The sequence below is a fragment of the Pseudoalteromonas sp. QJM3NY_22 genome, from assembly GCF_056173065.1.
The window spans coordinates 672,886-697,697 of record NZ_CM149655.1 but is presented as its reverse complement, the minus strand read 5'-3'; the positions used below and the strand labels follow the sequence as shown (position 1 = coordinate 697,697).

At 40.4% G+C, this 24,812-nt stretch carries 23 protein-coding genes and 1 pseudogene; 5 read left to right on the top strand and 19 right to left on the bottom strand.

The window, feature by feature from the left end; all coding sequences use genetic code 11:
- Window positions 1-91: 91 nt before the first annotated feature.
- From lpxC to mraZ, 16 genes are all read right to left on the bottom strand, one after another.
- A complete protein-coding gene (lpxC, locus tag AC0VZ4_RS03155) occupies window positions 92-1,003 on the bottom strand; it encodes a UDP-3-O-acyl-N-acetylglucosamine deacetylase (protein WP_007376970.1) in 912 nt (303 codons plus the stop codon).
- A gap of 106 nt (window positions 1,004-1,109) precedes the next feature.
- Window positions 1,110-2,354 (bottom strand): cell division protein FtsZ, encoded by a 1,245-nt coding sequence (ftsZ, locus tag AC0VZ4_RS03150; protein WP_475440883.1) that lies wholly within the window; start codon window positions 2,352-2,354, stop codon window positions 1,110-1,112.
- A 21-nt stretch (window positions 2,355-2,375) separates the two neighbouring features.
- On the bottom strand, window positions 2,376-3,608 hold the full coding sequence (ftsA, locus tag AC0VZ4_RS03145) for a cell division protein FtsA (RefSeq protein WP_475440882.1): 1,233 nt from the start codon (window positions 3,606-3,608) through the stop codon (window positions 2,376-2,378).
- On the bottom strand, window positions 3,605-4,384 hold the full coding sequence (locus tag AC0VZ4_RS03140; RefSeq protein WP_007376973.1) for a cell division protein FtsQ/DivIB: 780 nt from the start codon (window positions 4,382-4,384) through the stop codon (window positions 3,605-3,607). The genes ftsA and AC0VZ4_RS03140 overlap by 4 nt, the downstream gene beginning before the upstream one ends.
- A 1-nt stretch (window position 4,385) precedes the next feature.
- Entirely contained in the window at window positions 4,386-5,306 is a 921-nt protein-coding gene (locus AC0VZ4_RS03135; protein WP_007376974.1) for a D-alanine--D-alanine ligase, read from the bottom strand.
- Complete coding sequence (gene murC / locus AC0VZ4_RS03130; RefSeq protein WP_008135027.1) at window positions 5,303-6,754, bottom strand: UDP-N-acetylmuramate--L-alanine ligase; 1,452 nt, start codon at window positions 6,752-6,754, stop codon at window positions 5,303-5,305. Before murC ends, AC0VZ4_RS03135 begins: the two co-directional genes overlap by 4 nt.
- Window positions 6,755-7,831 carry an undecaprenyldiphospho-muramoylpentapeptide beta-N-acetylglucosaminyltransferase gene (gene murG / locus AC0VZ4_RS03125; RefSeq protein WP_007376976.1) on the bottom strand — a complete coding sequence of 359 codons (1,077 nt, stop codon included), beginning with the start codon at window positions 7,829-7,831 and terminating at the stop codon, window positions 6,755-6,757. It abuts the gene before it with no gap.
- Entirely contained in the window at window positions 7,828-9,003 is a 1,176-nt protein-coding gene (gene ftsW / locus AC0VZ4_RS03120) for a cell division protein FtsW (RefSeq protein ID WP_475440881.1), read from the bottom strand. The genes murG and ftsW overlap by 4 nt, the downstream gene beginning before the upstream one ends.
- Window positions 9,000-10,334: a UDP-N-acetylmuramoyl-L-alanine--D-glutamate ligase gene (murD, locus tag AC0VZ4_RS03115; RefSeq protein ID WP_007376978.1), complete on the bottom strand. Its 1,335-nt coding sequence runs from the start codon at window positions 10,332-10,334 to the stop codon at window positions 9,000-9,002. The genes ftsW and murD overlap by 4 nt, the downstream gene beginning before the upstream one ends.
- On the bottom strand, window positions 10,335-11,417 hold the full coding sequence (gene mraY / locus AC0VZ4_RS03110) for a phospho-N-acetylmuramoyl-pentapeptide-transferase (protein ID WP_007376979.1): 1,083 nt from the start codon (window positions 11,415-11,417) through the stop codon (window positions 10,335-10,337).
- Window positions 11,417-12,799 (bottom strand): UDP-N-acetylmuramoyl-tripeptide--D-alanyl-D-alanine ligase, encoded by a 1,383-nt coding sequence (locus AC0VZ4_RS03105; protein WP_096792491.1) that lies wholly within the window; start codon window positions 12,797-12,799, stop codon window positions 11,417-11,419. The genes mraY and AC0VZ4_RS03105 overlap by 1 nt, the downstream gene beginning before the upstream one ends.
- A complete protein-coding gene (gene murE / locus AC0VZ4_RS03100; RefSeq protein WP_149606495.1) occupies window positions 12,796-14,274 on the bottom strand; it encodes a UDP-N-acetylmuramoyl-L-alanyl-D-glutamate--2,6-diaminopimelate ligase in 1,479 nt (492 codons plus the stop codon). Before murE ends, AC0VZ4_RS03105 begins: the two co-directional genes overlap by 4 nt.
- Window positions 14,267-16,084: a penicillin-binding transpeptidase domain-containing protein gene (locus tag AC0VZ4_RS03095; protein WP_475440880.1), complete on the bottom strand. Its 1,818-nt coding sequence runs from the start codon at window positions 16,082-16,084 to the stop codon at window positions 14,267-14,269. The genes murE and AC0VZ4_RS03095 overlap by 8 nt, the downstream gene beginning before the upstream one ends.
- A complete protein-coding gene (ftsL, locus tag AC0VZ4_RS03090; RefSeq protein ID WP_475440879.1) occupies window positions 16,081-16,410 on the bottom strand; it encodes a cell division protein FtsL in 330 nt (109 codons plus the stop codon). The genes AC0VZ4_RS03095 and ftsL overlap by 4 nt, the downstream gene beginning before the upstream one ends.
- Window positions 16,407-17,345 (bottom strand): 16S rRNA (cytosine(1402)-N(4))-methyltransferase RsmH, encoded by a 939-nt coding sequence (gene rsmH, locus AC0VZ4_RS03085; RefSeq protein WP_007376984.1) that lies wholly within the window; start codon window positions 17,343-17,345, stop codon window positions 16,407-16,409. The genes ftsL and rsmH overlap by 4 nt, the downstream gene beginning before the upstream one ends.
- Window positions 17,346-17,373: 28 nt before the next feature.
- Window positions 17,374-17,832, bottom strand: coding sequence for a division/cell wall cluster transcriptional repressor MraZ (gene mraZ / locus AC0VZ4_RS03080; RefSeq protein ID WP_007376985.1), 459 nt, complete (start codon window positions 17,830-17,832; stop codon window positions 17,374-17,376).
- 493 nt (window positions 17,833-18,325) lie between these two features.
- On the opposite strand from mraZ, the gene AC0VZ4_RS03075 reads away from it, so the two are divergent.
- Genes AC0VZ4_RS03075 through AC0VZ4_RS03065 form a run of 3 tightly spaced genes read left to right on the top strand, consistent with a single transcriptional unit; the run spans window position 18,326 to window position 19,370 of the window.
- Window positions 18,326-18,664, top strand: a complete 339-nt coding sequence (locus tag AC0VZ4_RS03075) for a hypothetical protein (protein WP_007376986.1) — start codon at window positions 18,326-18,328, stop codon at window positions 18,662-18,664.
- A gap of 6 nt (window positions 18,665-18,670) precedes the next feature.
- A complete protein-coding gene (locus AC0VZ4_RS03070) occupies window positions 18,671-19,126 on the top strand; it encodes a threonine/serine exporter family protein (RefSeq protein ID WP_149614404.1) in 456 nt (151 codons plus the stop codon).
- A 1-nt stretch (window position 19,127) separates the two neighbouring features.
- On the top strand, window positions 19,128-19,370 hold the full coding sequence (locus tag AC0VZ4_RS03065; RefSeq protein WP_007376988.1) for a hypothetical protein: 243 nt from the start codon (window positions 19,128-19,130) through the stop codon (window positions 19,368-19,370).
- Here the strand turns inward: AC0VZ4_RS03065 and AC0VZ4_RS03060 are convergent.
- A complete protein-coding gene (locus AC0VZ4_RS03060; protein WP_475440878.1) occupies window positions 19,367-20,347 on the bottom strand; it encodes a glutathione S-transferase family protein in 981 nt (326 codons plus the stop codon). The genes AC0VZ4_RS03065 and AC0VZ4_RS03060 overlap by 4 nt on opposite strands.
- Window positions 20,348-20,368: 21 nt before the next feature.
- Window positions 20,369-21,211 carry a pirin family protein gene (locus AC0VZ4_RS03055; RefSeq protein WP_475440877.1) on the bottom strand — a complete coding sequence of 281 codons (843 nt, stop codon included), beginning with the start codon at window positions 21,209-21,211 and terminating at the stop codon, window positions 20,369-20,371.
- A 427-nt stretch (window positions 21,212-21,638) separates the two neighbouring features.
- On the opposite strand from AC0VZ4_RS03055, the gene AC0VZ4_RS03050 reads away from it, so the two are divergent.
- Both AC0VZ4_RS03050 and AC0VZ4_RS03045 read left to right on the top strand, forming a co-directional pair.
- Window positions 21,639-22,753, top strand: a protein-coding gene (locus AC0VZ4_RS03050) for an IS3 family transposase (protein ID WP_475440334.1) whose coding sequence is annotated in 2 segments (ribosomal slippage) — window positions 21,639-21,891 and window positions 21,891-22,753 — 1,116 coding nt in all. Because the reading frame shifts where the segments join, the coding sequence is not laid out codon by codon here.
- Window positions 22,754-22,898: 145 nt separating this feature from the next.
- Window positions 22,899-23,780, top strand: a complete 882-nt coding sequence (locus tag AC0VZ4_RS03045) for a LysR family transcriptional regulator (protein ID WP_475440876.1) — start codon at window positions 22,899-22,901, stop codon at window positions 23,778-23,780.
- A 39-nt stretch (window positions 23,781-23,819) separates the two neighbouring features.
- Here AC0VZ4_RS03045 and AC0VZ4_RS03040 read toward each other — a convergent pair.
- Window positions 23,820-24,811: pseudogene (locus tag AC0VZ4_RS03040) on the bottom strand (YihY/virulence factor BrkB family protein).
- Window position 24,812 lies beyond the last annotated feature (1 nt).

Here is a 24,812-nt window from a genome sequence, read left to right as displayed (position 1 = left end):
TAGAATTGCAATAAAGTAAATTTTACGCAAAAAAATGACGCTAATTAGCGTCATTTTTTATAACTGTTTGCGAACTGTACTTTTATTGCTTTTAGGCTGGAGCTAACTCAAGACCGGGTGCAGGCATCGTCACGGGCGTTTCAAATGTTGCCCATTCCCATGCTGACTCTGTAGCCATAATTTTACGAAGTAATTTATTATTTAAATCATGACCCGATTTAAATGCGGTTACTTTACCTAAAAGGTTATGACCTGTCATAAACATGTCACCAACACAGTCTAATATCTTGTGCTTAACAAACTCGTCGCTATAACGTAAACCATTAGGATTTAAAACTTTGAATTCATCAAGTACCACAGCACTATCCATACTACCACCTAGTGCTAGGTTGTTTGCATGCATGTATTCAATATCTTTCATAAATCCAAAAGTACGCGCACGGCTAATTTCTTCAATAAAGCTTTGCGTTGTTATATCTAACCCTATACGTTGGCGACTTTCGTTGATAGCAGGGTGGTTAAACGCAATCTCAAAGTCGATATGAAAACCATCATAAGGTTCAACTTCAGCCCATTTATCACCTTCTTCAATACGTACTTTTTCTTTAATACGAATAAAGCGTTTAGCAACATTTTGCTCTTCAATTCCGCCTTTTTGTAACAGATATATGAATGGTAATGCACTACCATCCATAATCGGCACTTCTGAGCTGTCTAATTCTACAATTAGATTATCAATGCCCATTGCAGCAACGGCTGCAATAAGGTGCTCAGTAGTCGATAAGCGAACGCCATCTTTGTTAATTAAACAAGTACACAATTGCGTATCACCAACGGCTTCAGGTGTTGTTTCAAAATCAACAACCGGATCAAGGTCAACACGACGAAATACAATCCCAGTATTTGCGCTCGCAGGTCGGAGAGTTATTGTGACCTTCTCACCTTTATGAAGTCCAATTCCTATGGCTTTGACTATTTCTGCAATCGTACGCTGTTTAATCATAGGTTCGCTCACTTTTAAATCAGTTACAGTTAGACGGCGGAGTTTAACATAAATCCTTTTGCCTTTCAATATTTGTATATATTTCAAACAAAAGTATTATTAAATGTTAATCTGCCTGCTTACGTAAAAAAGCTGGAATATCAAAATAATCACCGCCTTCTGATTTATCCGCTTTTTTACCGCTTTGCGCTGAAGAGCTCGAACTACTTGAACTCGTTGAAGGCGCTTTTTCTTTGCTTTGCGTTTGTGCTTTAGCAGCATTTTCTTCAGTGTTTGTGTCTTGGCTTGCAAAGCTTGGTACGTACATACTACTTGCTTGCTTTAATGTGCTTGCAACATCAGATCCTGATGCCTTTTTAAAGCCATTATCAACAATACCAAACTGTGGACGACGATCACCGCCTAAACCTGTTGCAACAACCGTTACACGTAGCTCATCAGTCATTTCTGGGTCGATTACCGCACCAACAACAACCGTTGCGTTTTCTGACGCAAGTGCTTTAACGTGATTGCCAACAATTTCAAATTCTTCAATCGCAATGTCCATACCGGCGGTAATATTAACCAAGATGCCTTTAGCACCTGTTAAATCAACGTCTTCTAGTAGTGGGCTTGAGATAGCCGCTTCTGCAGCCTCCTGTGCACGATCAGGACCTGACGCAGACGCCGTTCCCATCATTGCAGTACCCATTGCAGACATTACTGTACGTACATCGGCGAAATCCACGTTAATTAAACCAGAACGTGTAATTAGCTCTGCTATACCCTGTACCGCACCAAATAATACGTCATTAGCTTTAGCGAAGGCATCTAGAAGAGTAGTCCCTTTTCCTAAAACCTTAAGTAATTTATTGTTCGGAATTGTAATAAGCGAATCTACAATTTCTGACAATTCATTAATGCCTTGATCGGCGGCTGCTGCACGTTTTTTACCTTCAAAATCAAAAGGACGTGTTACAACTGCAACTGTTAAAATACCGAGCTCTTTAGCAATTTTAGCAACAACCGGTGCTGCACCAGTACCTGTACCACCGCCCATACCTGCAGCTATGAATACCATGTCGGCGCCTTCAAGGCTGGCACGAATTGTATCGGCGTCTTCTTCAGCCGATTTACGGCCTACTTCAGGATTTGCGCCCGCACCTAACCCTGAGGTTATTTGCGTGCCTAATTGAACTGTAATATCGGCAGCAGAGTTACGTAATGCCTGTGCATCCGTATTAGCAGCAATAAAGCGTACGCCTTCAATCTGTTGTTTTACCATGTGCTCAACAGCGTTACCGCCGCCGCCGCCCACGCCTATCACTTTTATGACAGCTTCTTCGCTGTGTTGTTCCATTATATCAAACATATTTACTCTCCGACTTGAGCATTAAAACTCGCCTTGAAACCATTTTGTAACACGGTTCCATAAATTATTGTTCCCTTCTGCTTTCGACTTTTGTGCATTCATCGATTGCATTGTACGTCCGTATTGTAACAAACCAACAGCAGTTGCGTACGAGGGATCATCTACATAGTCTGTCAAACCAACTATCCCAATTGGTTTTCCTATTCTAACTGGCATTTGGAAAATGTCTTCTGCCACTTCCATTGCACCAGTCATTTTAGCAGTACCACCAGTAACAACGAGGCCTGCAGCAATTTGATCTTCTAAACCAGAACGACAAATCTCTTCCATCGCAAGCTCAAATAATTCTCTAAAACGAGGTTCTACTACCTCTGACAATGTATGGCGTGACATCAATCTTGCTGGTCGTCCGCCAACACTTGGTACTTCAATTGTGTCTTCGCTACTTGCCATTTGGCTACTAGCACATGCGTATTGTACTTTGAGTGACTCTGCATGTGATATAGGTGTACGAAATATTTTTGCAATATCACCTGTAACCTGATTACCAGCAACAGGAATAACGGCAGAATGGCGAAGTGCACCATTAATATAAATAGTGATATCCATAGTACCGCCACCAATATCAAGTACTGCAACACCTAGCTCTTTTTCGTCATCTGTTAATACAGAATAACATGATGCTAGTGCGGTAAAGATAAGTTGATCGACTTCAAGACCACAACGTTCTACACATTTTTCAATGTTTTTTGCCATATCGTTTGAGCAAGTAATGATATGTGCTCGCGCTTCCATACGAACACCACTCATACCAAGTGGGTTTTTAATGCCCTCTTGCATATCAATACTGTATTCTTGCGGCAATGCATGCAGCATTTTACGCTCTGCCGAGATAGGCACAGAGCGTGCAATATGAATGACATTTTCAATATCTTCATCGGTCACTTCAGTGTTGTTAATAGCAACCACACCACTCTCGTTCTGGCACTGAATATGCTTACCAGAGATACCAAGGTACACAGAACTAATACGACAATCAGCCATTAACTCAGCTTCGTCTATAGCTCGTCGAATAGACTCAGATACCAAGTTTAAATCGTTAACGCCGCCTTTATCCATACCACGAGACACTTGGCTGCCCACACCAACAATACTGAGTTTGTTATCTGCGGTGATTTCACCTACCGTGGCAACCACTTTCGAGGTACCAACATCTAATCCAATCACGAGGTTTCTTTCTGCTGACTTAGTCATGCCTTACTCTTATTTTGTAATTGTTCTTCTTGCATTGGCTTAAAGCTTACTGCAAGGCCGGTATCATACCGTAAATCGATTGTATCTATCTGAGCATTTTCAGGATGTTCCATTCTAGGGTAAACATCTATAAAGCGCTGAACTCGCTTGGCTTTATCTTTACGCCCTAAATTTAAACGTACACCATTATCTAACCACAGTTGCCATGAAAAACGCTCAGACAACGCTAAACTATTTAATGTTAACGCATTTACTTTAAGCATTTCATCAAACTGTTTAAAAGCTAACCATGCTTCTTGTTCACTGCCTTCTGGCCCGAATAATTGCGGTAAATCTACATTTAGTTTATCGCTACTAGCCTGAAAAGCTTCACCTTTTTGATTTAGTAATAAATCACTATTCCAATGTGCCACAGCATCATGCTCAACAACATATACTTGCAAAGTATCTGGCCATTGTTTACGTACTGATACTGTCGCAACCCAAGGTAAGTCTTGCACCAGTTGTTGCACATGTTTTACATCAAGTTCAAAAAAACTACTTAAATCGGCTCTTTTTATTGCTTTTATTATTGCCGTTTCATCAGTGTACTTAGGATGCCCTTGCACTGTTAAATGCTTAATTTGAGCATCTTTGTTTTCAACTAACCAATGCGAAATCCCCGCCGTGATCTGTATTAAGCCAATCACAACAATTAGAAAAAAGCTCACACCAAAAATGAGCGACCAATTTAGTTGCTGTTTGATTTTCTGAGCTTTTTCTAAAAGGGGGTGCATATTAAAGTGTTTGCTCCAAAATGCGAACAACTAATTGCTCAAAACTTGCCCCATTCGCTTTTGCAGCCATTGGTACTAGTGATTTTTCAGTCATGCCAGGCACTGTATTTACCTCTAGTAGGTAAAAGTGTCCTTGCTCATCTTGCATTGCATCCACACGTCCCCAGCCACTTGCACCTACAAGGTCAAATGCATCAAGTGAAATTTCTTGTAAGTGCTCTGTATCGTGCTTTGATAAATTTGCAGGGCAATGATATTGCGTCGTGCTTGATTGATACTTAGCTTGGTAATCGTAAAAACCATTAGGCGTGGTCATCTCAATTACAGGCTGCACTTCATCACCCAATACAGTAACCGTGAACTCTCGTCCTGTAATCCACTGTTCGACAAGTACTTGGCTATCAAACTTAAATGCATTAGCGAGTGCTTCTTCTAACTCTTGCGCATTACTTGCTTGTGCCATACCTATGCTTGAGCCTTCGTGCGATGGCTTAACCATTACCTTTTTAAACTCATCCATAATGGCAACTGCATCAAAGCCTTTTTTAGCATCGACAACCGCATAAGGAGCCGTACTTAGACCCGCCGATTTAAACAAGTGTTTACAGCGAATTTTATCCATAGCGAGGGCTGAGCCCAATACATTACTACCTGTGTAAGGCAGGTTCATAAATTCAAGCGCACCTTGTACAGTGCCATCTTCACCACCACGACCATGTAACGCAATAAAAACGCGCTCTACATTTAATTCTTTTAATTCCCACAAAGAACGACTTTGTGGGTCAAATGCAATTGCATCAATGCCACTACTTTGCAGTGCATTTAAAACAGCTTGACCAGATTTTAATGACACTTCACGCTCTGCTGAATTGCCACCTAACAGCACCGCTACTTTACCAAATTGTGTGTTTACCTGGGTCATACTTCACCTTGCTTAAGTTTTTCTATCGACATACCCGTTGCAGCTAAGGTTTTTACTAATTGGCCTATATTACCTGCGCCTTGGGTTAATACTAAATCGTTATTTTTTAGGCATTCACCGAGGACACCTGCAAGCTCTGAACTTGAAGCAACATGAAGTGGCTCTTTGCCACGTTGGCGTAAACTTCTACAGAGGCTTTTACTATCAGCACCGACTATAGGGTCTTCACCTGCGCTATACACATCAAGTAATAGTAACTGATCTACATCAGCAAGTACTTTTACAAAATCTTCGTACAAGTCGCGTGTACGAGAAAATCTATGTGGTTGATATACCATAACTAAGCGCTTATCAGGCCAACCTTCACGCACTGCAGCAATTGTTGCTGCAACTTCTGAAGGGTGATGCCCATAATCATCAACTAACATCACATTGCCACGCTCGTTTTCAAATTCACCATAGTGTTGAAAACGACGACCAATGCCTTCAAACTTCTGCAGCGCTTCTAAAATTGCATGGTTAGCAATGTTTTGATCTTTTGCTACAGCAATCGCTGCGGTTGCATTAAGTGCGTTGTGTCTACCTGGCATATTCAACGTGGCAGTTAAACACTCACCTTGTTTGTTAGTTACTGTAAATGTGCACGTATTAGCTGATTGGCTAAAGTCGCTCATGCGGTAATCAGCATCCTTCGATTCGCCATACGTGATAACTGGGCGACCAAATCGCGGGATAAGTTCAGCAGCAACTTCAGAATCAATACATACAACAGCTAAACCATAAAACGGTAAGTTATGAATGAAATCTACATATGTGTCTTTCATTTTTTCGAGACTGCCGCCGTAAGTATCCATGTGATCTTCTTCAATATTTGTGATCACCGAAACCATTGGCTGCAAGTGTAAAAACGACGCGTCGCTTTCATCAGCTTCTGCTATTAAAAAATCACTTTTTCCTACTTTTGCGTTACTACCTGCGCTATTTAACAAGCCACCAATAATAAAAGTTGGATCAAGCCCCGCCTGTCCATAAATACTCGCAATTAGGCTTGTTGTCGTTGTTTTACCATGCGTCCCCGCAATCGCTATACCATGGCGAAAACGCATTAGCTCCGCGAGCATTTCTGCGCGGCGCACAACCGGAACTCTTGCTGCTTTTGCTGCAACAATCTCAGGGTTTGTTTCATCAATAGCACTTGAAACAACGACTACGTTAGCATCTTTTACGTTATTTTCGTGATGACCAATAAATACCTCAGCACCGGCTTTAATTAAGCGATCTGTCATAGCGCTATGAGCAATGTCAGAACCTGTAATACGGTAGCCTTCAAATGCGAGTACTTCAGCAATACCGCCCATACCGGCACCACCAATGCCAATAAAATGGATAGTATCAATTCGACGCATTGCAGGTCGTGTGTGTTTTTCTTGTACTGATGCTTCTTTCACTTACACTCTCTTATTTGTTACTTGCTCACAGTGTGCTGCAACGCTTACTGTGGCATCTAAAATGGCTTGCTTTTGAGCATTTGCTGCCATTTGTTTAATTAATATAGGCTTAGCTAAATAAGGATTTAAAAGCTCAACAATTGAATGTTGATTAAACTGTGCTTGAGGCATTAACAAAGCCCCATTTGCCATTACTAAATACTGTGCATTCGCTGTTTGATGGTCGTCCACTGCATGAGGAAACGGAACAAATATAGCCATTTTTCCAGCCGCAGCAATTTCACTAACCGTTAACGCACCCGCGCGGCAAATGACAATATCAGCCCAAGCATAAGCCGTATCCATATCATCAATAAATTCAGCAACGTTTAAGTTATTACTATCAAAACTGTGTGCTTTATAAGCCTCTTTAACGCTGTGTAAATGGCCTTTACCTGTTTGATGCCACACACTAATTGCGGTGGTATTACTCAATACTTTAAATGCTTCAGGTAATGTTTGGTTAAGTACTTGTGCCCCAAGTGAACCACCCACTACCAACATATTTATTGGGCTTGATACATCACGCTTTGGTATATCAATAACACTTTGACGTACCGGATTGCCAACAAGTTCAGCTTGGCCATGCGCAAATGCACTTGGAAATGCCGCTAATACACGATTAGCACACTTAGCTAGCAATTTGTTACTCATGCCCGCTACCGCATTTTGCTCATGAATAACCAGCGGAATACCTAAACTTTTGGCAGCAATACCTGTTGGTCCAGTTACATACCCGCCCATAGCAAGTACGACATCTGGACGCTGTTTTTTTAAAACTTTACGTGCTTGCAATATGGCGTTAAACACCATAAATGGCGCTTTAACAAGACGTTTTATACCGTTACCACGCACACCCTTAACATCAATAAAATCAATGTCTATGTTATGCTTTGGAACAACGTCAGCTTCCATTCTATCAGGTGTTCCTATCCAGCTAACTTGCCAGCCTTGTTGTTTTAAATAGTCAGCTACAGCGATACCAGGGAAAATATGCCCGCCAGTTCCACCAGCTACAACGACTAATTTTTTACTCATCGCTTACCTCCGCGTGAAGTGGCTTGTTTTGTTGCCATCTTAGTCTCAAAATCTACGCGTAATAAAATGCCCGTGGCTATCGTCATAATCATTAAGCTTGATCCACCGTAAGAAATAAACGGCAGTGTTAATCCTTTTGTCGGTAAAATACCCGCACTCGCACCTACATTAACCATGGTTTGAAATGCAAACCAAATACCAATAGCAAACGAAAAATAGCCTTCATATTCTTTGCCACACTTTAATGCTTGCTGACCAATTAATAGCGCTCTAAATACCAAGGTAGCTAATACCATTAAAATACTTACAACGCCGATTAAACCAAGTTCTTCACCTATAACAGCAAAAATAAAATCGTTATGCGCTTCAGGTAAATATTGTAGCTTTTGTACACTGTTGCCAAGGCCTTGGCCAAACCAACCACCTTGGCTATATGCCATTAGCGATTGCACCAACTGATAACCTTTACCAAAAGGATCATCCCAGGGATCTAAAAAGCCAACAACACGTGCCATACGATATGGCTCAACAATTATAAGTAAAACAACGAGGCCAACCCCCGTTAAAATAAGTACAAAAAACTGCCATAACTTAGCACCGGCTAAAAATAGCAGACCAACCGTAGTTACAAACATAACAACTACGGTGCCCAAATCGGGTTGCAGCAAAATAAGCAGAGCATATACCGCAAATACAGCAATAGGCTTTGCAAAGCCTTTAATATTTTCTTGTACCTCTTCGCGTTTTCTTACTAAATAGCCCGCAATATAACTAAAAAAATACAGCTTTGCAGCCTCAGCCACCTGAAAACCAACCGGGCCAATAGGGATCCATCGCCTAGCTCCATTCACTTCACGACCAATAATTAATACGGCTATTAACAGCACCATGCCTAATATTAATAAATAAGGGTTTGATCTTTTCCACCAATCCATTGGTACACAAACCGTTATCCAAAAAAGAACAAAAGCCATAGCTAAAAACATACTGTGACGAATAGTAATATGATACGAGTTATCAAATAATCGTTCAGCGGTCGGCATTGATGCGCTGGTTACCATGATAAAACCAACACCTATCAGCATTATTACGCAGTACAATAGCGGTACATCGTATAACTGCGCCGAAGGCTTAGGTGTTAATGCGTCTTTTATATCGGCAAAGGCACTCATACTTTCTCCGCCATAACGCACTCAACAAAGTCATCACCGCGTTGCATATAGTTGTTATACATATCAATACTGGCACACGCAGGGGCTAACAAAACAATATTGCCAGCACGACTAAGTACTTTGGCCAAAGCAACGGCTTCTTCCATATTGTTAGTTAAATAGCTCTTATTGGTAATCGCAGCTAAGTCACTTGCATCTTTGCCGAAACAAATTAATGCTTTAACATGCCGTTGAATATAAGGTTTAAGGGCATTTAAATCAGCGCCTTTGGCATCACCACCTGCAATAACAATCAGGTTTTCACCATCACTAGCTAAGCTATCTATTGCTGCAATAGTTGCCCCAACATTAGTCGCCTTTGAATCGTTAAAATATTTTACACCATTAAATTCAGCTACAAATTGGCAGCGATGCGCCAACCCATTAAATTGGCTCAACGCGTTTACATACTGCTCTTTGCTTACTTCAAACAGACTTAAAAGCGCCATTACAGCAAGTGTGTTTAAATAATTGTGTTTACCCACTACAGCAAGCGTACTCACGGGTAAAAAGGCATCGCCTTTAACCATAAAGTGAGTTTCGTTATTGTATTGCGCTAAATGGTAATCACCTTGTTGAACACCAAAGCTAATTTGGGGGGTTGTACTGCGCTCAACTGGATGCGTTTGACTATCGTCAGTATTAACTACAATAAGCTCTGCACCGTCATAAATACTTAGCTTTGAGTCTATATAAGCTTGGTAACTGTCGTAGCGGTCAAGGTGATCTTCTGACACATTTAATACCGTTGCACTTATTGGCTTTAAGCTCTTTGTGGTGTCTAGCTGAAAACTAGATAGCTCAAGTACATACACATCAAAATCATCATTGAGTAAATCCAGCACCGCAGTGCCAATATTCCCACCCAAAGCAACTTTATAGCCGGCTTCTTTTAATACTTCATAAGCGAGCGTAACCACGGTTGATTTACCGTTGGAGCCAGTTACTGCAACAACCGGTTTTGTATTAATACGTGCAAATAACTCAACGTCGCCAATCACTTCAACACCTGCGTTAATTGCATCTGCAACAGCTGGTATTTTTAAGCTAAGCCCTGGACTTATAATAATTATATCGCTTGAACGAAGCTCTGCGTCATCCAAATTACCAAAGTGTGTATCTAGATTTGGTGCATGCTCTTTAAGCCAATCAATCCCTGGAGGGTTTGTACGGCTATCAACAACTTTTGGCATAAGGCTATGAGATAATAAAAAACGCACAATGCCCAGACCGGTAACACCGAGTCCGAGCACTGTTATTTGTTTATTTTTTATCTCGTTTAAATACTGCATTTATCGAATCTTTAATGTCGCTAGACCAGCGAGGACTAGCACAATAGAAATAATCCAAAAGCGTACGATAACACGTGGCTCCGGCCAACCTTTTAATTCGTAATGATGATGAATTGGCGCCATTCTAAAAATGCGTTGCCCACGTAATTTATACGATCCCACTTGTAATATGACCGAGAGTGCTTCCATAACAAATACGCCGCCCATAATAATAAGCAGTAATTCTTGGCGTACTAAAACAGCAATAATACCTAATGCACCACCAAGTGCTAATGAGCCTACATCACCCATAAATACTTGTGCTGGGTAAGTGTTAAACCACAAAAAGCCAAGCCCTGCACCCACAATGGCAGTACACACAACCACAAGCTCACTTGCTAGCGGTAAATGCGGAATATGTAAGTAAGCCGAAAAGTTAATATTACCTGTTAAGTAAGCAATAATTGCCAATGCTGCGGCGACTAAAATAGTGGGTACGATGGCTAAGCCATCAAGCCCGTCGGTCAGGTTTACTGCATTTGATGTCCCTACTATTGCAAAATACGTAAGCACAATATAAAACAAGCCAAGTTGCGGCAATACATCTTTAAAAAATGGAACAACAAGTGATGTTTCAGAAGCTTGTGCACTGGTAAAATACAATGCTGTCGCTACCACTAACGCAATTACTGACTGCCAAAAATATTTCCATTTAGCAATTAAACCTTTTGGATCTTTACGGATAACTTTACGGTAGTCATCAACAAAGCCAACAATACCTAATGAGCCAATTACAAACAGCGTTGCCCATACATACTTATTCGATAAATCAGCCCATAGTAGCGTACTGGTAAAAATAGCCGCTAAAATAAGTAAGCCACCCATAGTCGGCGTACCCGACTTAGATAGATGCGATTGCGGACCATCGTCTCGAACCGTTTGACCTATCTGCATACGTTGCAAACCACGAATTAACTTAGGTCCTAAATAAAGAGACATAATTAGCGCAGTTAAAATACCTAAAATGGCACGTAGCGTTAAATACGAAAAAACATGAAAACCACTAAAATACTGGGTTAAATACTCTGCCAGCCAAACTAACATTATGATACTCCATTGATGGCTTGTTGCTGGCCATTAACTAAATCGGTTACTAATAATTCCATGCGAGAACTGCGCGATCCTTTCACTACTATTGTTGTTTTTGTATTCACTTTATTAATACTTTCTTGAATTTTTTGCTGCATTTGTTCACGGCTCGAAAAGTGGCGATTAGGGAGTTCAAACACATCACTTGCGCATTTACTTAATACACCTAATGTAAATAACTCATCAATCCCTTGCTCAAGTGCATACTCACCAACTTCTTGGTGATATTTACGTGCATCTTCACCTAGCTCCCCCATGTCTCCCAGCGCTAAAATGCGGTGACCTTGCATATCACTTAACAAGTCAATCGCAGCCTTTACCGACTTAACATTGGCATTATAGGTATCATCAACCACGGTGAGTAAATCAGACACTTCAATTAGATTAACGCGCCCTTTTACATCACCCATAGTGGCAAGTGCATTGGCTATTTCTTCAAGAGTTACATCAAATTCACTAGTAAGTGCAGCCGCAATAAGTGCGTTACTAATATTGTGCTTGCCAGGTAGCGCCAAAGTAACAGGGACTTGCTTGTCTTTAGTACAAAGCGTAAAGCTTGCACGCGCATTGGCATCAAGCGTGATATTCTCTGCCCAAATGTCGAGTTTTTCGGTTGTAGAAAAACGTTTAACATTACGCCCTTCAAGTTTATCTAACCAATACTGGCTAAATTCACTATCGCAATTAACAATGGCAACGCCGTCATCTTTTAGGCCATCAAAAATCTCACCTTTAGCTTTTGCAACCCCCATTAAGCTACCAAAACCTTCTAAGTGAGCGGCTGCAACATTACATACAACGGCTACATCTGGTTTGGTCATTGCAGTTGTGTAGGCAATTTCACCTAAGTGATTTGCACCTAGTTCAATTACTGCAAAACGATGTTGAGGCTCTAAGCGCAATAACGTAAGTGGGACGCCAATATCGTTATTAAAATTACCTTTAGTAGCTAATACATCACCGTGAACCGACAAAATTGCTGCACACATTTCTTTTACGGTGGTTTTACCTACACTCCCTGTAATTGCAATTGTTTTAGGCGCCACTTGCGCCATAACAGCAGTGCCAATTGCACCTAGTGCAATACGTGTATCGCTTACTATAAATTGTGGAATATCTACATCTACTTTGTGCTGAACAATAACGCCAATAGCGCCTTTTTGTTTAGCTTCTGCTATAAATTTATGGCCATCAAAATTGGGCCCTTTAAGTGCTAAAAACACTTCGCCATCGCACACTGTACGAGTATCAGTATTTATATTAAGCACTTGTTGATTATCACCTTGATAATCGGTTGTTAGTACATTGGCTAACCAATCAAAATCCATTGGGATCATTGTGTTATCCCTCTTACTGCTTTTTTTAGTTGTTCTTGTACATAACGGCGATCGCAAAAGTCGATGCGCTTATCGCCTATAATTTGATAATCTTCGTGGCCTTTACCTGCAATTAAAATAACATCATCAGCTGTAGCATTTTCTATAGCAAAACGAATTGCAGTTGCTCTATCAGCCTCTAAATGTGCGTCTTGAGGGTTCACTAAACCGCCAGCCACATCAGCAATAATGTCATCAGGATTTTCAGATCGCGGGTTATCGCTGGTAATAATAACTTTATTAGCATTTTGCTCAGCTGCTTGCGCCATTAATACTCGCTTACCTTTATCTCTGTCACCACCGCAACCAAATACACAACTCACACCACCTGGTACATGCTGTTGCAATGCTTGCAATGCAAGTGCAAGTGCATCGGGCGTATGTGCATAATCAACAACACACGTTGGCATGCCTGCTTGACTAAATGCTTGCATTCGCCCAGCGACTGGCTGTAACTGCGCACAACCTGTAATTAATTGCTCAAGCGGATAACCAAGCCCTAGCAATGTAGCGAGCGCTGCCGTTAAGTTATATAAATTAAATTCGCCAAACAGAGGCGATTTAATTGATATATCACCCCAACTCGTCGATAACTGCGCCGAAATACCTACACTTGAATATTCAACATCAGAAAAATAGACGTATCGAGTATTCTTAGGAGCTAAGTTTTTGCGGCCATAACAAATTAGATTATTAAAATCATACTTTTCAAGCCATTGCTCCGCTTGAAAATCATCTTGATTAAGCACCACAACTTGCGGTTCAAAATCACGAAAAAGCATTAATTTTGCATCACCGTAACTTGCCATATCACCATGATAATCTAAGTGATCACGCGAAAGATTAGTAAACACAGCTGCTTTAAATTCACATTTAGCAACACGCTGTTGCACTAACCCATGCGATGACACTTCCATGGCGACTAGCTTTTTATGCTGTAAATTTAAATCGCTTAAAATATGCTGTAAATCAACCGTTGAAGGCGTAGTATTCATCAGTGGAGTTAAGTTATTAGGATGTCCATAACCTAGCGTGCCAATAATCGCTGACTCAGTACTACAAAATTGCGCTAAGTGGGCAATCATTGCTGTGGTGGTTGATTTACCATTTGTGCCAGTCACACCAATTAAATCCAAAGCCTGACTTGGTTGGTTATAAAAGCGACTTGCTAATTCTGGAAGCTTTTTATCAAGCTCTGAAACTAAATATAGTGGTTCGAAACTTGTTTCAAATTCGCATAATCTGTCAGCAATAATCGCTGTTGCGCCATTTTCAATTGCTTTAGCAATAAATTGTCCGCCATCAAGTGAATGGCCTTTAATAGCAACAAATACATCACCTGGTGTTACCTCACGACTATCAATGCGTAAATGTTTTACCAGTTGCGAGGGCGCATCAATTTCGATGTATTTTAAAGTATCTCTTAAATCACGCATCGTTCTTTTTACCTTCCACGTAGGCAACATCTTCCTTGTCCGGTGCTACATTTAATATTCTTAATGAATTCGAAATTATTTCAGCAAATGCAGGCCCAGCGGTGGCCCCTCCGTAGTACACATCCCCGCCGGGTTCATTAATCATAACAACAACGGCTAATCGAGGATTACTTGCAGGTGCGACACCTGCAAAATAGCCAACATATTCGTCACCATAACCACCAACAGCTGCTTTTTTAGATGTACCTGTTTTACCTGCTGCCCGATAGCCATCAACTTTAACGCGACTGGCTGTGCCGCCCTCTTCAAATATACTTTCCATCATATGGACTACGGCTTCTACGTCTTTTTGTTTAAAAATACGTTCGCCTTCTGGTACATTATCTTGTTTTAAAATCGTTAATGGACGGTTGACTCCCCCAGCGCCTAACATGGCATAAAATCGTGCCATTTGGGCTGTACTTACTGCAATATTGTAACCAAATGAAAGCGCAGCAATTTCATGATCCGACCAACGGCGATTAGGGTAAAACAAACCACTGCTTTCCCCCACCATACCGGTGCCTGAATCTGAGCCAAACCCTACCTTTTGAAACAATCCCACTAAATAATCTTTAGGTACTAACTGCGTTACTTTCGTAACTCCCATATTTGAAGAGTATTTTAAAATTTCGCGCAGTGTCATCTCACCATGATTGCGAGTATCTTGAACTAAGCTACCGCCTAAACGCATCCAACCAGGGTAAGTATCAATTTTGTCATCTGCTTTAATTGCGCCGTAGTCTAGCCCAGCTAAAATGGCTAGAGGCTTAACAGTTGAGCCTGGTTCAAACAAATCGGTAATTGCGCGGTTACGGCGCTTATGCGGGGCTGCATCGCTTAAGTTGTTTGGATTAAACGAAGGGCTATTAACCATCGCTAATACTTCGCCTGTTTTTATATCAACAACCATCGCTGAACCCGATGTCGCTTTATAAGTAAGTACAGCAGATTTAATCGCTTTATAAGCGATGCCTTGAATACGTTGATCAATACTTAATTGAATACTTTCAGGTTCTACGCGTTCGCGCTCATCAAGCACTTCTACTTCGCGTCCTTGTGCATCTTTGCGTATAGTACGACGGCCTTCTTCGCCCGTTAATGCATTCTCATACAGCTTTTCAATACCTTCAATACCTTTGCCATCTATATTGGTGAAACCAATAATATGTGCAGTTACTTCACCGGCAGGGTAATAACGCTTAGATTCATCTAATAAATGAATGCCAGGCAAACGTAAGTCGCCAATATAATTTGCAACGGCAGGAGTTACTTGGCGTTTTAAGTAAACAAAGCGACGAGAAGGATCGTTAAGAAGGCGTGAATTAATTTTTTTCGGATCGATACGCAGAACGTCAGCTAGTTCACGCCAGCGCATATCATTTTTGTAATACTGCACTGTACGTTTATCAAGTTCGACCGCATTGTCTGCAAGTGATTGTTGATCCTCGCCATTTTTACGCGCTTGCTTAATCACTTTAGAAACAAGTGATTTGTGAAGTGCTTTAGGATCTGCATACACACTCACTACCGGTACACTCACCGCGAGCTCTTTGCCATTACGATCAAAAATCATCCCACGCTGGACGTGAAGTTTTTCGACACGTACGGTACGTTTATCACTTTCAGAACGGGCTTTGTCAGGTTCAATTACTTGTAAATAAGCAGCACGAGATACCAGTGTTACAAACACCATAAACACAACGCCACACACCAGCATAAAGCGCCATGTAATTAAGTTATTTACTGGTTTTTTGCCTCGATTTCTCATTGCAGTATTATTACCTGTTCATCTTGACTCGTTGGTCGTTTCATTTTCAACTGTGATTTCGCAATTTCTTCGATACGTGCATGCTGTGAATAAAATTCCTCTTCAACTAATAAATAACGCCATTCTAAATCAAGTTCATCACGCTCTTGGAGTAACGAATCTTGTTCAATAAGTTGCCCTCGAGCAAGATATGTTACTTGTACGACAGTTAAACTTGACGCGAATATCACAACCAACAAGGCCGAGGTAAGCTTATTAGCTCCTAGGCCTTTAACAATTTCAAAAAATAAATTAGGTGGTTGACGATGATTCGCTTTTATATTCATTCCAGCCTCTGAGCAATCCTAAGTACAGAGCTACGAGAACGCGGATTACGCTCAACTTCAGCGGCACTTGGCTTAATCGCTTTACCCACTGCCTTTAACGTCAGATTTTTATTTATTTGTGCGTCAGTTAAAGGCAGACCTCTGGGTAATACTTCTCCCCGACTCTGTTTTCTAATAAACTGTTTTACAATACGATCTTCTAATGAATGAAACGAAATAACAACCAAACGACCACCGGGTTTAAGGACCTTAATTGCAGACTGCAATGCCGTTTGAATCTCTTCAAGTTCGCTATTAATATAAATACGGATCGCCTGAAAAGTACGAGTAGCAGGGTGTTTAAACTTATCTTTTACAGGTACTGCTTCATCGACTAAATCAGCTAACTGCTTAGTCGTAGTAATTGGCGTGTGCTCTCTAATCTCAAGTATTTTATGCGCAATACGCTTACCAAATTTCTCTTCACCCAGCTTTTTAATTACATGGGTAATATCATCCAATTCAGCTTCAGCTAACCATTGGGCTGCACTGCGACCACTTGTTGGATCCATACGCATATCTAGTGGGCCGTCTTTCATGAAACTAAAACCACGCCCAGCATCATCTAACTGTGGCGACGACACACCTATATCTAATAAAATCCCGTCAACTTTACCAATGAGATCGTTTTGCTCTGCTACTTCGTAAAGTTTTGAAAAGCGAGTATGTGCAATTGCAAATCGCGGATCATCAGCAAACTTTTCAGCTGATTGTATTGCCTGCGGATCTTGGTCAATCGCTTGCAAACGGCCTTCATTACCAAGGCGTGCTAATATTTGCCCTGAATGACCGCCACGTCCAAAAGTGCCGTCCATGTATATGCCGTCTGGCTTAATTGCAAGGGCATCTATGGTTTCGTCCATTAAAACGGATACGTGTTCAAATTGCGCTGTCATTAGCTATTATTTGCCTTTTATTGTGCTGTTAGAGAGTGAAATTATCTAAATCAGGGTGAGGTTCAAAATCACCAAGCCTCTCAAGCTCAGTATCTTGACGCATTTGTTCGTTCCAACGCGCCTCATCCCAAATTTCAAACTTATTCATCAAACCAACCAACATTATTTTTTTGCCTAGATCTGCATGTGCACGCAATGAAGGCGCTAACAGAATCCGACCATTTTTATCAAGTTGATATTCTGTGGCATTCCCGAGCAACATACGCTGCATACGTCGAGCTCGTGGATTCATATTTGAAATTTTAGCTAAACGATTTTCTATTTCTTGCCACTCAGCAAGCGGATATAACCATAAGCACGGCTCATTTAGCGCAACAGTACAAATAACAGTTCCTTGGTCTTCAGATAGCAGAGATTCTCGGTACTTGGTTGGTACCGCAAAGCGTCCTTTATCATCCAAACTCAGTGAACTTGCGCCACGAAACATAAACAGCCTGCTTTAAATTATTTTAATCACCTAGCGATTACTTTGATCCAGTTTGATCCACTAAAAACCACTTTTTACCACAGTCCTCCAGTTTAGGGCTTGACAAGCCTTTTTGTCAAGTAAGCTGACCAGCTTTAACGAGTCTCAAAGCTAGAAAAAATAAGGGTTCAAGCAAAGCGATTGAATTACGTGGGAAAAAGTGGAATAACAGCGAAAAAAAAATTTACTTAGTTTTAATATGCTTATTTCTACATGTTCTGCTTACTGAATAAACAATGAATATTTACAGTTTTTTAAGCATTTTCACCTTCTTTGTAAAATTTACCTAACCGTGTAGTAATAGTTACTGTTTTTTTAAATTACCAACCTTGACAAAACCAGGGGAAACAAAAAAACAAATAAAATTCAACAAGTTAAAATAAAAGTTAAATTTGGTTTAATCATTGCATCATCTAAATCACTACTTAAATTTTTAACTTATTAAGGATTGATTATGGCTACTGCAACAAATACGAAACCAAACACAACTTCAGATGTTAAGCCTGACGTTAAACTAAAAAATACTGACTCACCACTTACAGAGAAAGCCACATCAGCGGCGCACGATGCTGTAGATGCACTTTCTAGCAAAGCAGCAACAGCTGAAAGCAGTGTTCGTAAAGGCGCTTCTAGTTCAGCAGAAGCACTGAGCGAAAAACAACTTATTGCACGCGAAAAGCTGAGTGAATGCACTGCAAAAACGCGTGCTTTCGCTTCTGAAAACCCATTAGCAACTGCGGGCATTGCTTTTGCTGCTGGTATGTTAATTACATCATTATTTCGTCGTAAGTAATCAGTGATGAATAACCCACAAACAACCGCAACCAAGGATGGTAACGCGCAAAACCAAGCTACTGAGCAGCCAAGCCAAAAGGACGATTGGCAAGATCATATTGCAAAGCTTTTAGAGTACTCTAAGCAACTCAAGGATGATTACCAGACCCAAGGAGAGATCACCCATCAGCTTGCTAAAGCTGAATGGCGGTTGTCGCTTAGATCGCTTGCATTGATCACTATATTTTTAGGCTGTTTTGCCAGTGGCTTGGTTTTGTTGTGGGCAGGATTTCTAGGTGCTGTTGGATACGGTGTATATGATCTCTTTGGGTCGGTATGGCTGAGTATTGCAACAGCTACTTCACTGCAAGTTGCTTGTTTAGTATGGCTTTGGAAAAACACAGTTTACCTAAGCAATAAAATTGGTTTTAGTAAAACACTTAAAAGCTTAAAGCAGCTATTAAATTTACATGGGAATTAGTATGTTAGTAGATAATTTGATTAAGGCCCCAAACAAAAACGTTCAAGCTCTTAGTAAGCAAATGGATATGCGCAGTGAATTAAAACGCCAACACCATGCGGCGTTTCAATATCGGTTAAAACGTTTTGCAGCAACTAAAGTAGGACTAACAAGTGCTTTTTTAGCCGGTGCTGCTGTACAAGCAGGGAAAAGCGAAACCAGCTTGGTTAGAAAATATGGCTGGCTTGTTAGGCTACTCGCTTAAAGATAAATACCTCTACCGTGATCAGATAAGTAATCAATACTTGGACCACTTGGCACAACTTGTGTCGGGTTGATCATTGTATGGCTAAAATAGTAATGACGCTTAATATGATAAAAATCAACTGTTTCAGCCACACCTCTAACTTGATATAGCTCTCTAAGATATCCGCTCAGTGCAGGGTAGCTTTCAATTGTGCGTAAATTACATTTAAAGTGACCAACGTACACACTATCAAACCGAATCAACGTAGTGAATAATCGCCAATCAGCCTCGGTGAGTTTGTTTGTGGCTAAATAACGCTGCTTGCTCAGTATCCCCTCTACTGTATCGAGTGCTTTAAATAAATCATTAAATGCCTCTTCATACGCATCTTGAGTTGTTGCGAAACCCGTACGATAAACTCCATTATTTATATCTGGATAAATCAACGCGTTTAATTCGTCAATTTTTAGTTGCAATTCTTCAGGATAAAAGTCATCGGTATTGCCTGTTAATTCATTAAATGCACTATTGAACATACGTATAATATCGGCAGACTCATTACTGACAATTTTATTTAGCTTTTTATCCCACAATACGGGAACGGTTACCCGCCCGGAGTACTTTGGGTTATTTTTTGCATAAACTTGATGTAAGTAATTACTATTAAATAAAGTATCGCCAGTACTGTGGTTTTGCGTATCAAAAGCCCAACCACTATCAAGCATATCAGGGCTAACAACCGACACAGTAATTAAATTTTCCAACCCTTTTAACGCTCTAAATATAAGCGTTCGATGCGCCCAAGGACACGCAAGTGATACATATAAATGATACCTGTTCGCTTGTGCTTTAAAACCGGCCTCGCCCGTTATTCCAGCGCTACCATCAGCAGTTATCCAATGACGTAACTGCGCTGCTTCACGCTCAAACTTTCCGTTACTTGAATCGGTGTCGTACCACTTATCTTGCCATTGACCATCAACTAATAATCCCATGAAACTCTCCTAAAAATAGGGTTAAATTTTGCCGAACTCGCCGTTTTGATAATCACGCACTGCTTGCTGTACTTCAGCTTGCGTCGTCATTACAAACGGCCCCATGTGAGCAATCGGTTGATTAAGTGGATCGCCTGCTAAAACCAAAACACCAGCGCCTTGCTCTGAGGTAATATTAATATTACTGTCTGGCTCTAAAATAAGTAACTTACCAGCTGGGATTGTTTGATCGTCGCTTGTTATTATTGAGCCGCTATGAATATAGATCATTACTTTTTGTTGGCTAAGAGGCTCCAAATGAACGCTTTTACCGGCGGGTAATTTAATGTCAGCAAGTAGAGCATTAGCAGCTAAACCCTGCAAACTACTTGTAAGCGTTTCACTTTCGAACTGCCACGATCCCGCAAGTGCTTTTAACGTCACACCGTGCGTATTTGTAAAACTCGGAGCTGAATTTTGCGTAGTATCTTGATAACGTGGGTCGCGCATCTTATCCAAACTTGGTATGTTGATCCAAATTTGAAAGCCATGCAATCCATCAACGGTATCAGCGAGTGGCATCTCACTGTGCATAACGCCGCGCCCTGTACTCATCCATTGCACATCACCTGCTTTAATTGCTTTTTTGTTACCCATTTGGTCACGATGTTCAAAGCCACCTTTTAAAATATAAGTAAACGTTTCAATCCCTCGATGGGGATGCTCTGGAAAACCTCCCATATAATCTTTTTTGTCGTCTGACTTAAGTTCGTCAATCATTAAAAATGGATCTAAATATTTACCATCAAATCCTGGGATACGACTAATACTTACGCCATCGCCATCTTGAGTTGCATAAGCTGTAAGCACTTTTGATATTTTCATTTTTTAATTCACTTTAAAAAAGAAGTTGATGGAGGTATTAAATCATTCATTAAATAAAACAACTATGTCTTTAAATTGGTCATAATATTCTAAAAAATAGAAAGCTATGCTTTATTGTTCATATTTCAAACCTTGTATTACCGTGGTTATTTTTACTTATTTTTTAAATATCCGCTTTATCAATTACTTAAATTGCTGAGTAATTGATTGTTAATCCTGAAGTACTAATGCAAAGTTGTTTAATAATGATTAGTAAAATTAGAATGCAGCTTGCTTTCGACGGCTTTGGTACAGGCTCCTCATCACTTACTTACAATAAATGGATACGACTACTTAAAAATAGAAATGATTTTATGGGGTAATCCCCCCGAAAAATAATAGATGCCAAACGTAGAATTTTCTCTTATTGTAAACACAGGAGAAAATTATGAAAAAAGCACATTTTACAGACAGTCAGATCCTTGCCATTTTAAAGCAAGCAGAAAGCGGCGTGCCTATTCCTGAGCTATGCCGTGAACATGGTATGGGCAACTCAACCTTTTATAAATGGCGCGCTAAATACGGCGGCATGGATGCGTCTTTAATGACACGAATGAAAGAGCTTGAAGATGAAAATCGCCGTTTAAAGAAAATGTATGCAGAAGAGCGGCTAAAATCTGAGGTCATTCAGGAGGCAATGGCAAAAAAGTGGTAAAGGCTTCTGAGCGCAAAGTCTTGGCTCATGAAGTCGTTAGCACAAATAAAATGAGTATTGCCTTAGCCTGTCGTACTTTCATGATAAGTGAAACATGCTATCGCTATACGCCAAAACTGTCTGATGAAAATGAGAAAATTGCAGCGTTGCTATTGGATTTAAGCCAATGTCAGCGTAATTGGGGATTCGGTTTATGTTTTTTATATTTACGCAATGTTAAAGGCTACACATGGAATCATAAGCGCGTTTATCGTATTTACCGTGAGCTTGAGTTGAATCTGCGAATAAAGCCTAGAAAACGTCTAACAAGGGAGAAGCCTGAACCATTGACTGTCCCTGAGGCCATTAACGAATGTTGGTCAATGGATTTTATGCACGACCAATTATCGGATGGCAGAGCGTGTCGCTTGTTCAATGTGATTGATGATTTCAATCGCGAAGGACTCACAATAGATGCTGACTTATCACTCCCCGCTGAGCGTGTTATCCGCTCACTCAATCAAATTATAGAATGGCGTGGTAAGCCAAAAGCTATCAGGTGTGACAATGGGCCTGAATATATTAGCCATAAATTAGCAGAGTGGGCGTTAAATAATAATATTGAATTACGATTTATTCAACCAGGTAACCCGCAACAAAATGCTTATGTAGAGCGGTTTAATCGCACGGTTAGGTATGACTGGCTAAGTCATTATATTTACAGTGATATTAGTGAGTTACAAGATAAAGCAACCGATTGGTTATGGACTTATAATAATGAACGCCCTAACATGGGCATAGGTGGCATAACACCCATACAAAAACTGGAAAAGTTAAACAACGAAAATTCTACAGATAGCCTCCATTAAAAATGGGGGGATTACCATGGCGTTTCGAAAAATAAAAAATCATTCTATCTAAATAATCCAACAAAAAGTTTAACTGTTACGCAATAAATAATGAGTCTATGCGGTCAAGTTATGCAATCAGATAAAAGTGGTAGTAGGATAAAATATGGCGAAAGCAACACTAGAGCAGTGGAGAATGTTTAAGGCTGTTGTTGACCATGGTGGATTTGCTGGTGCAAGTGTAGCTGTTCATAAAAGCCAGTCAACGGTTCATCACGCAGTGCAAAAACTAGAAGTCGCTTTGCAAATTAAATTACTTGAAGTAAAGGGTCGCAAAGCCTTTTTAACAGACAGCGGGAAACTTATTTTACGCCGCGCAGAGTTTTTAATTGAAGAAGCGAGTAAAATAGAATCTGTCGCCAATACGCTCAGCGAAGGTGTGGAGAGCACATTAAAAATTGCAGTTGATGAAGTATTCCCCCACCCCATTTTGTATCAAGCACTGGCCAGAACCAGTGAACTTTATCCGCTTTTAAAAATCGATTTAATAGAAAGCGTGTTAACGGGCGCTAACGAGTTATTAAATAATGCCGTTGTTGATTTAGCTATTTCTTCAATTCCTATTTACGGTATTAGTTGTAACCAGCTTTGTGATATAGAATTTGTCGCTGTAGCACACCCAAATCATCCGCTGCATCAGCGCACAGAGACTTTGTCATTTCGTGATTTAAAATTGTATAGGCAAATTGTAGTTCGTGATTCTGGCACGCAAACTAGCCATGATGAAGGTTGGCTAGGCGCAGATATGCGCTGGACGGTTAGTCATTTACGAAACTCTATTGATATGGTTAGCCAAAATTTAGGTTATGCATGGCTTCCTCGTACACAAGTATCTCACCTAATTGAAGAGGAAAAATTAAAGGTACTAAATCTAGAGCAAGGGACAACCCGTGCCCTTAAGTTATATTTAATGTGTAATGACACAGACAGACTAGGGCCTGCTGCACAAGAGTTTAAAGAGCAATTAATTAACCTGAGTTTAGATTAACAATCTTTAACTCATCGCCCTAAGTTATAGTAAATTAAATCACTTGTTTTTCACATCGAGGTGGTCGGCTACATATGCGCCTCGATTGCCTCTTTTTTTGCGGGGCCTATTGTGCTGTCTATCGCCGTTTGTTGTTCCGTTGCGGCGTTAGTCGAAGCGCCTAAAATAACAATATAGGCACTTATATAAAGCCACATTAACATAATAACTACCCCACCTAACGAGCCATAGGTTTCGTTATAGCTCGAAAAACGCGACACATAAAATGAAAAACCAATAGATGCCAAAATCCAAAGCACGGTAGCAATGGAGGATCCTATTGTGATCCAACGCCATTTAGCTGGCTTTCGGTGCGGGGCGTAGCGATATAAGAGCACTAATGTAAAATTAAATATTAAAGCCAATAATGGCCAAGAAATAAGCTTGATCAGTAAATCTATGCCTTCTTTAAGTCCAACTAAGTTAAGTACAATTGGCAAGATACCAATAATTATAAGTGAAAAAATAGCAACGATAATCGCACCCATAGAAAATAAAAAGCGCACTAGTAACGCTTTAAAAAATGAGCGTTTTTCGTATTCTCGATAACTAATATTACACGCAGTAATAAGCGCCTGACTCCCTTTAGAACTACTCCAAATAGTAAGTACTAAGGTTCCCAATGCACTGATACTTAAACTAGCGTTTGAACTTTGAGCAAGACTTGAAACTTGAGACAAAATGAGTTCTCGTGAGCTGTCAGGTAATAACGTAACAAACAAACTCAAATGTTCACTAATATCAGTAGGAGAGGAAAAATAAGCATAAATAGAAACAACGGCGGCAATAGCCGGAAAAATAGCAAGCAGTGCATAAAACGCAACTCCTGCAGCAACAAGCGATAAATTGTCCTCGTTCATTTGCTTAAAAATACGCTTAACAATATCCCACCAACCTACTACAGGAATATGCACAGGTTGAGCTGCTTGCTGCCCTCGTTTAGGGGCTGTTGATCTTTGTTTGAATTTTGTGCGTAAGCGGTAATCTCGTATA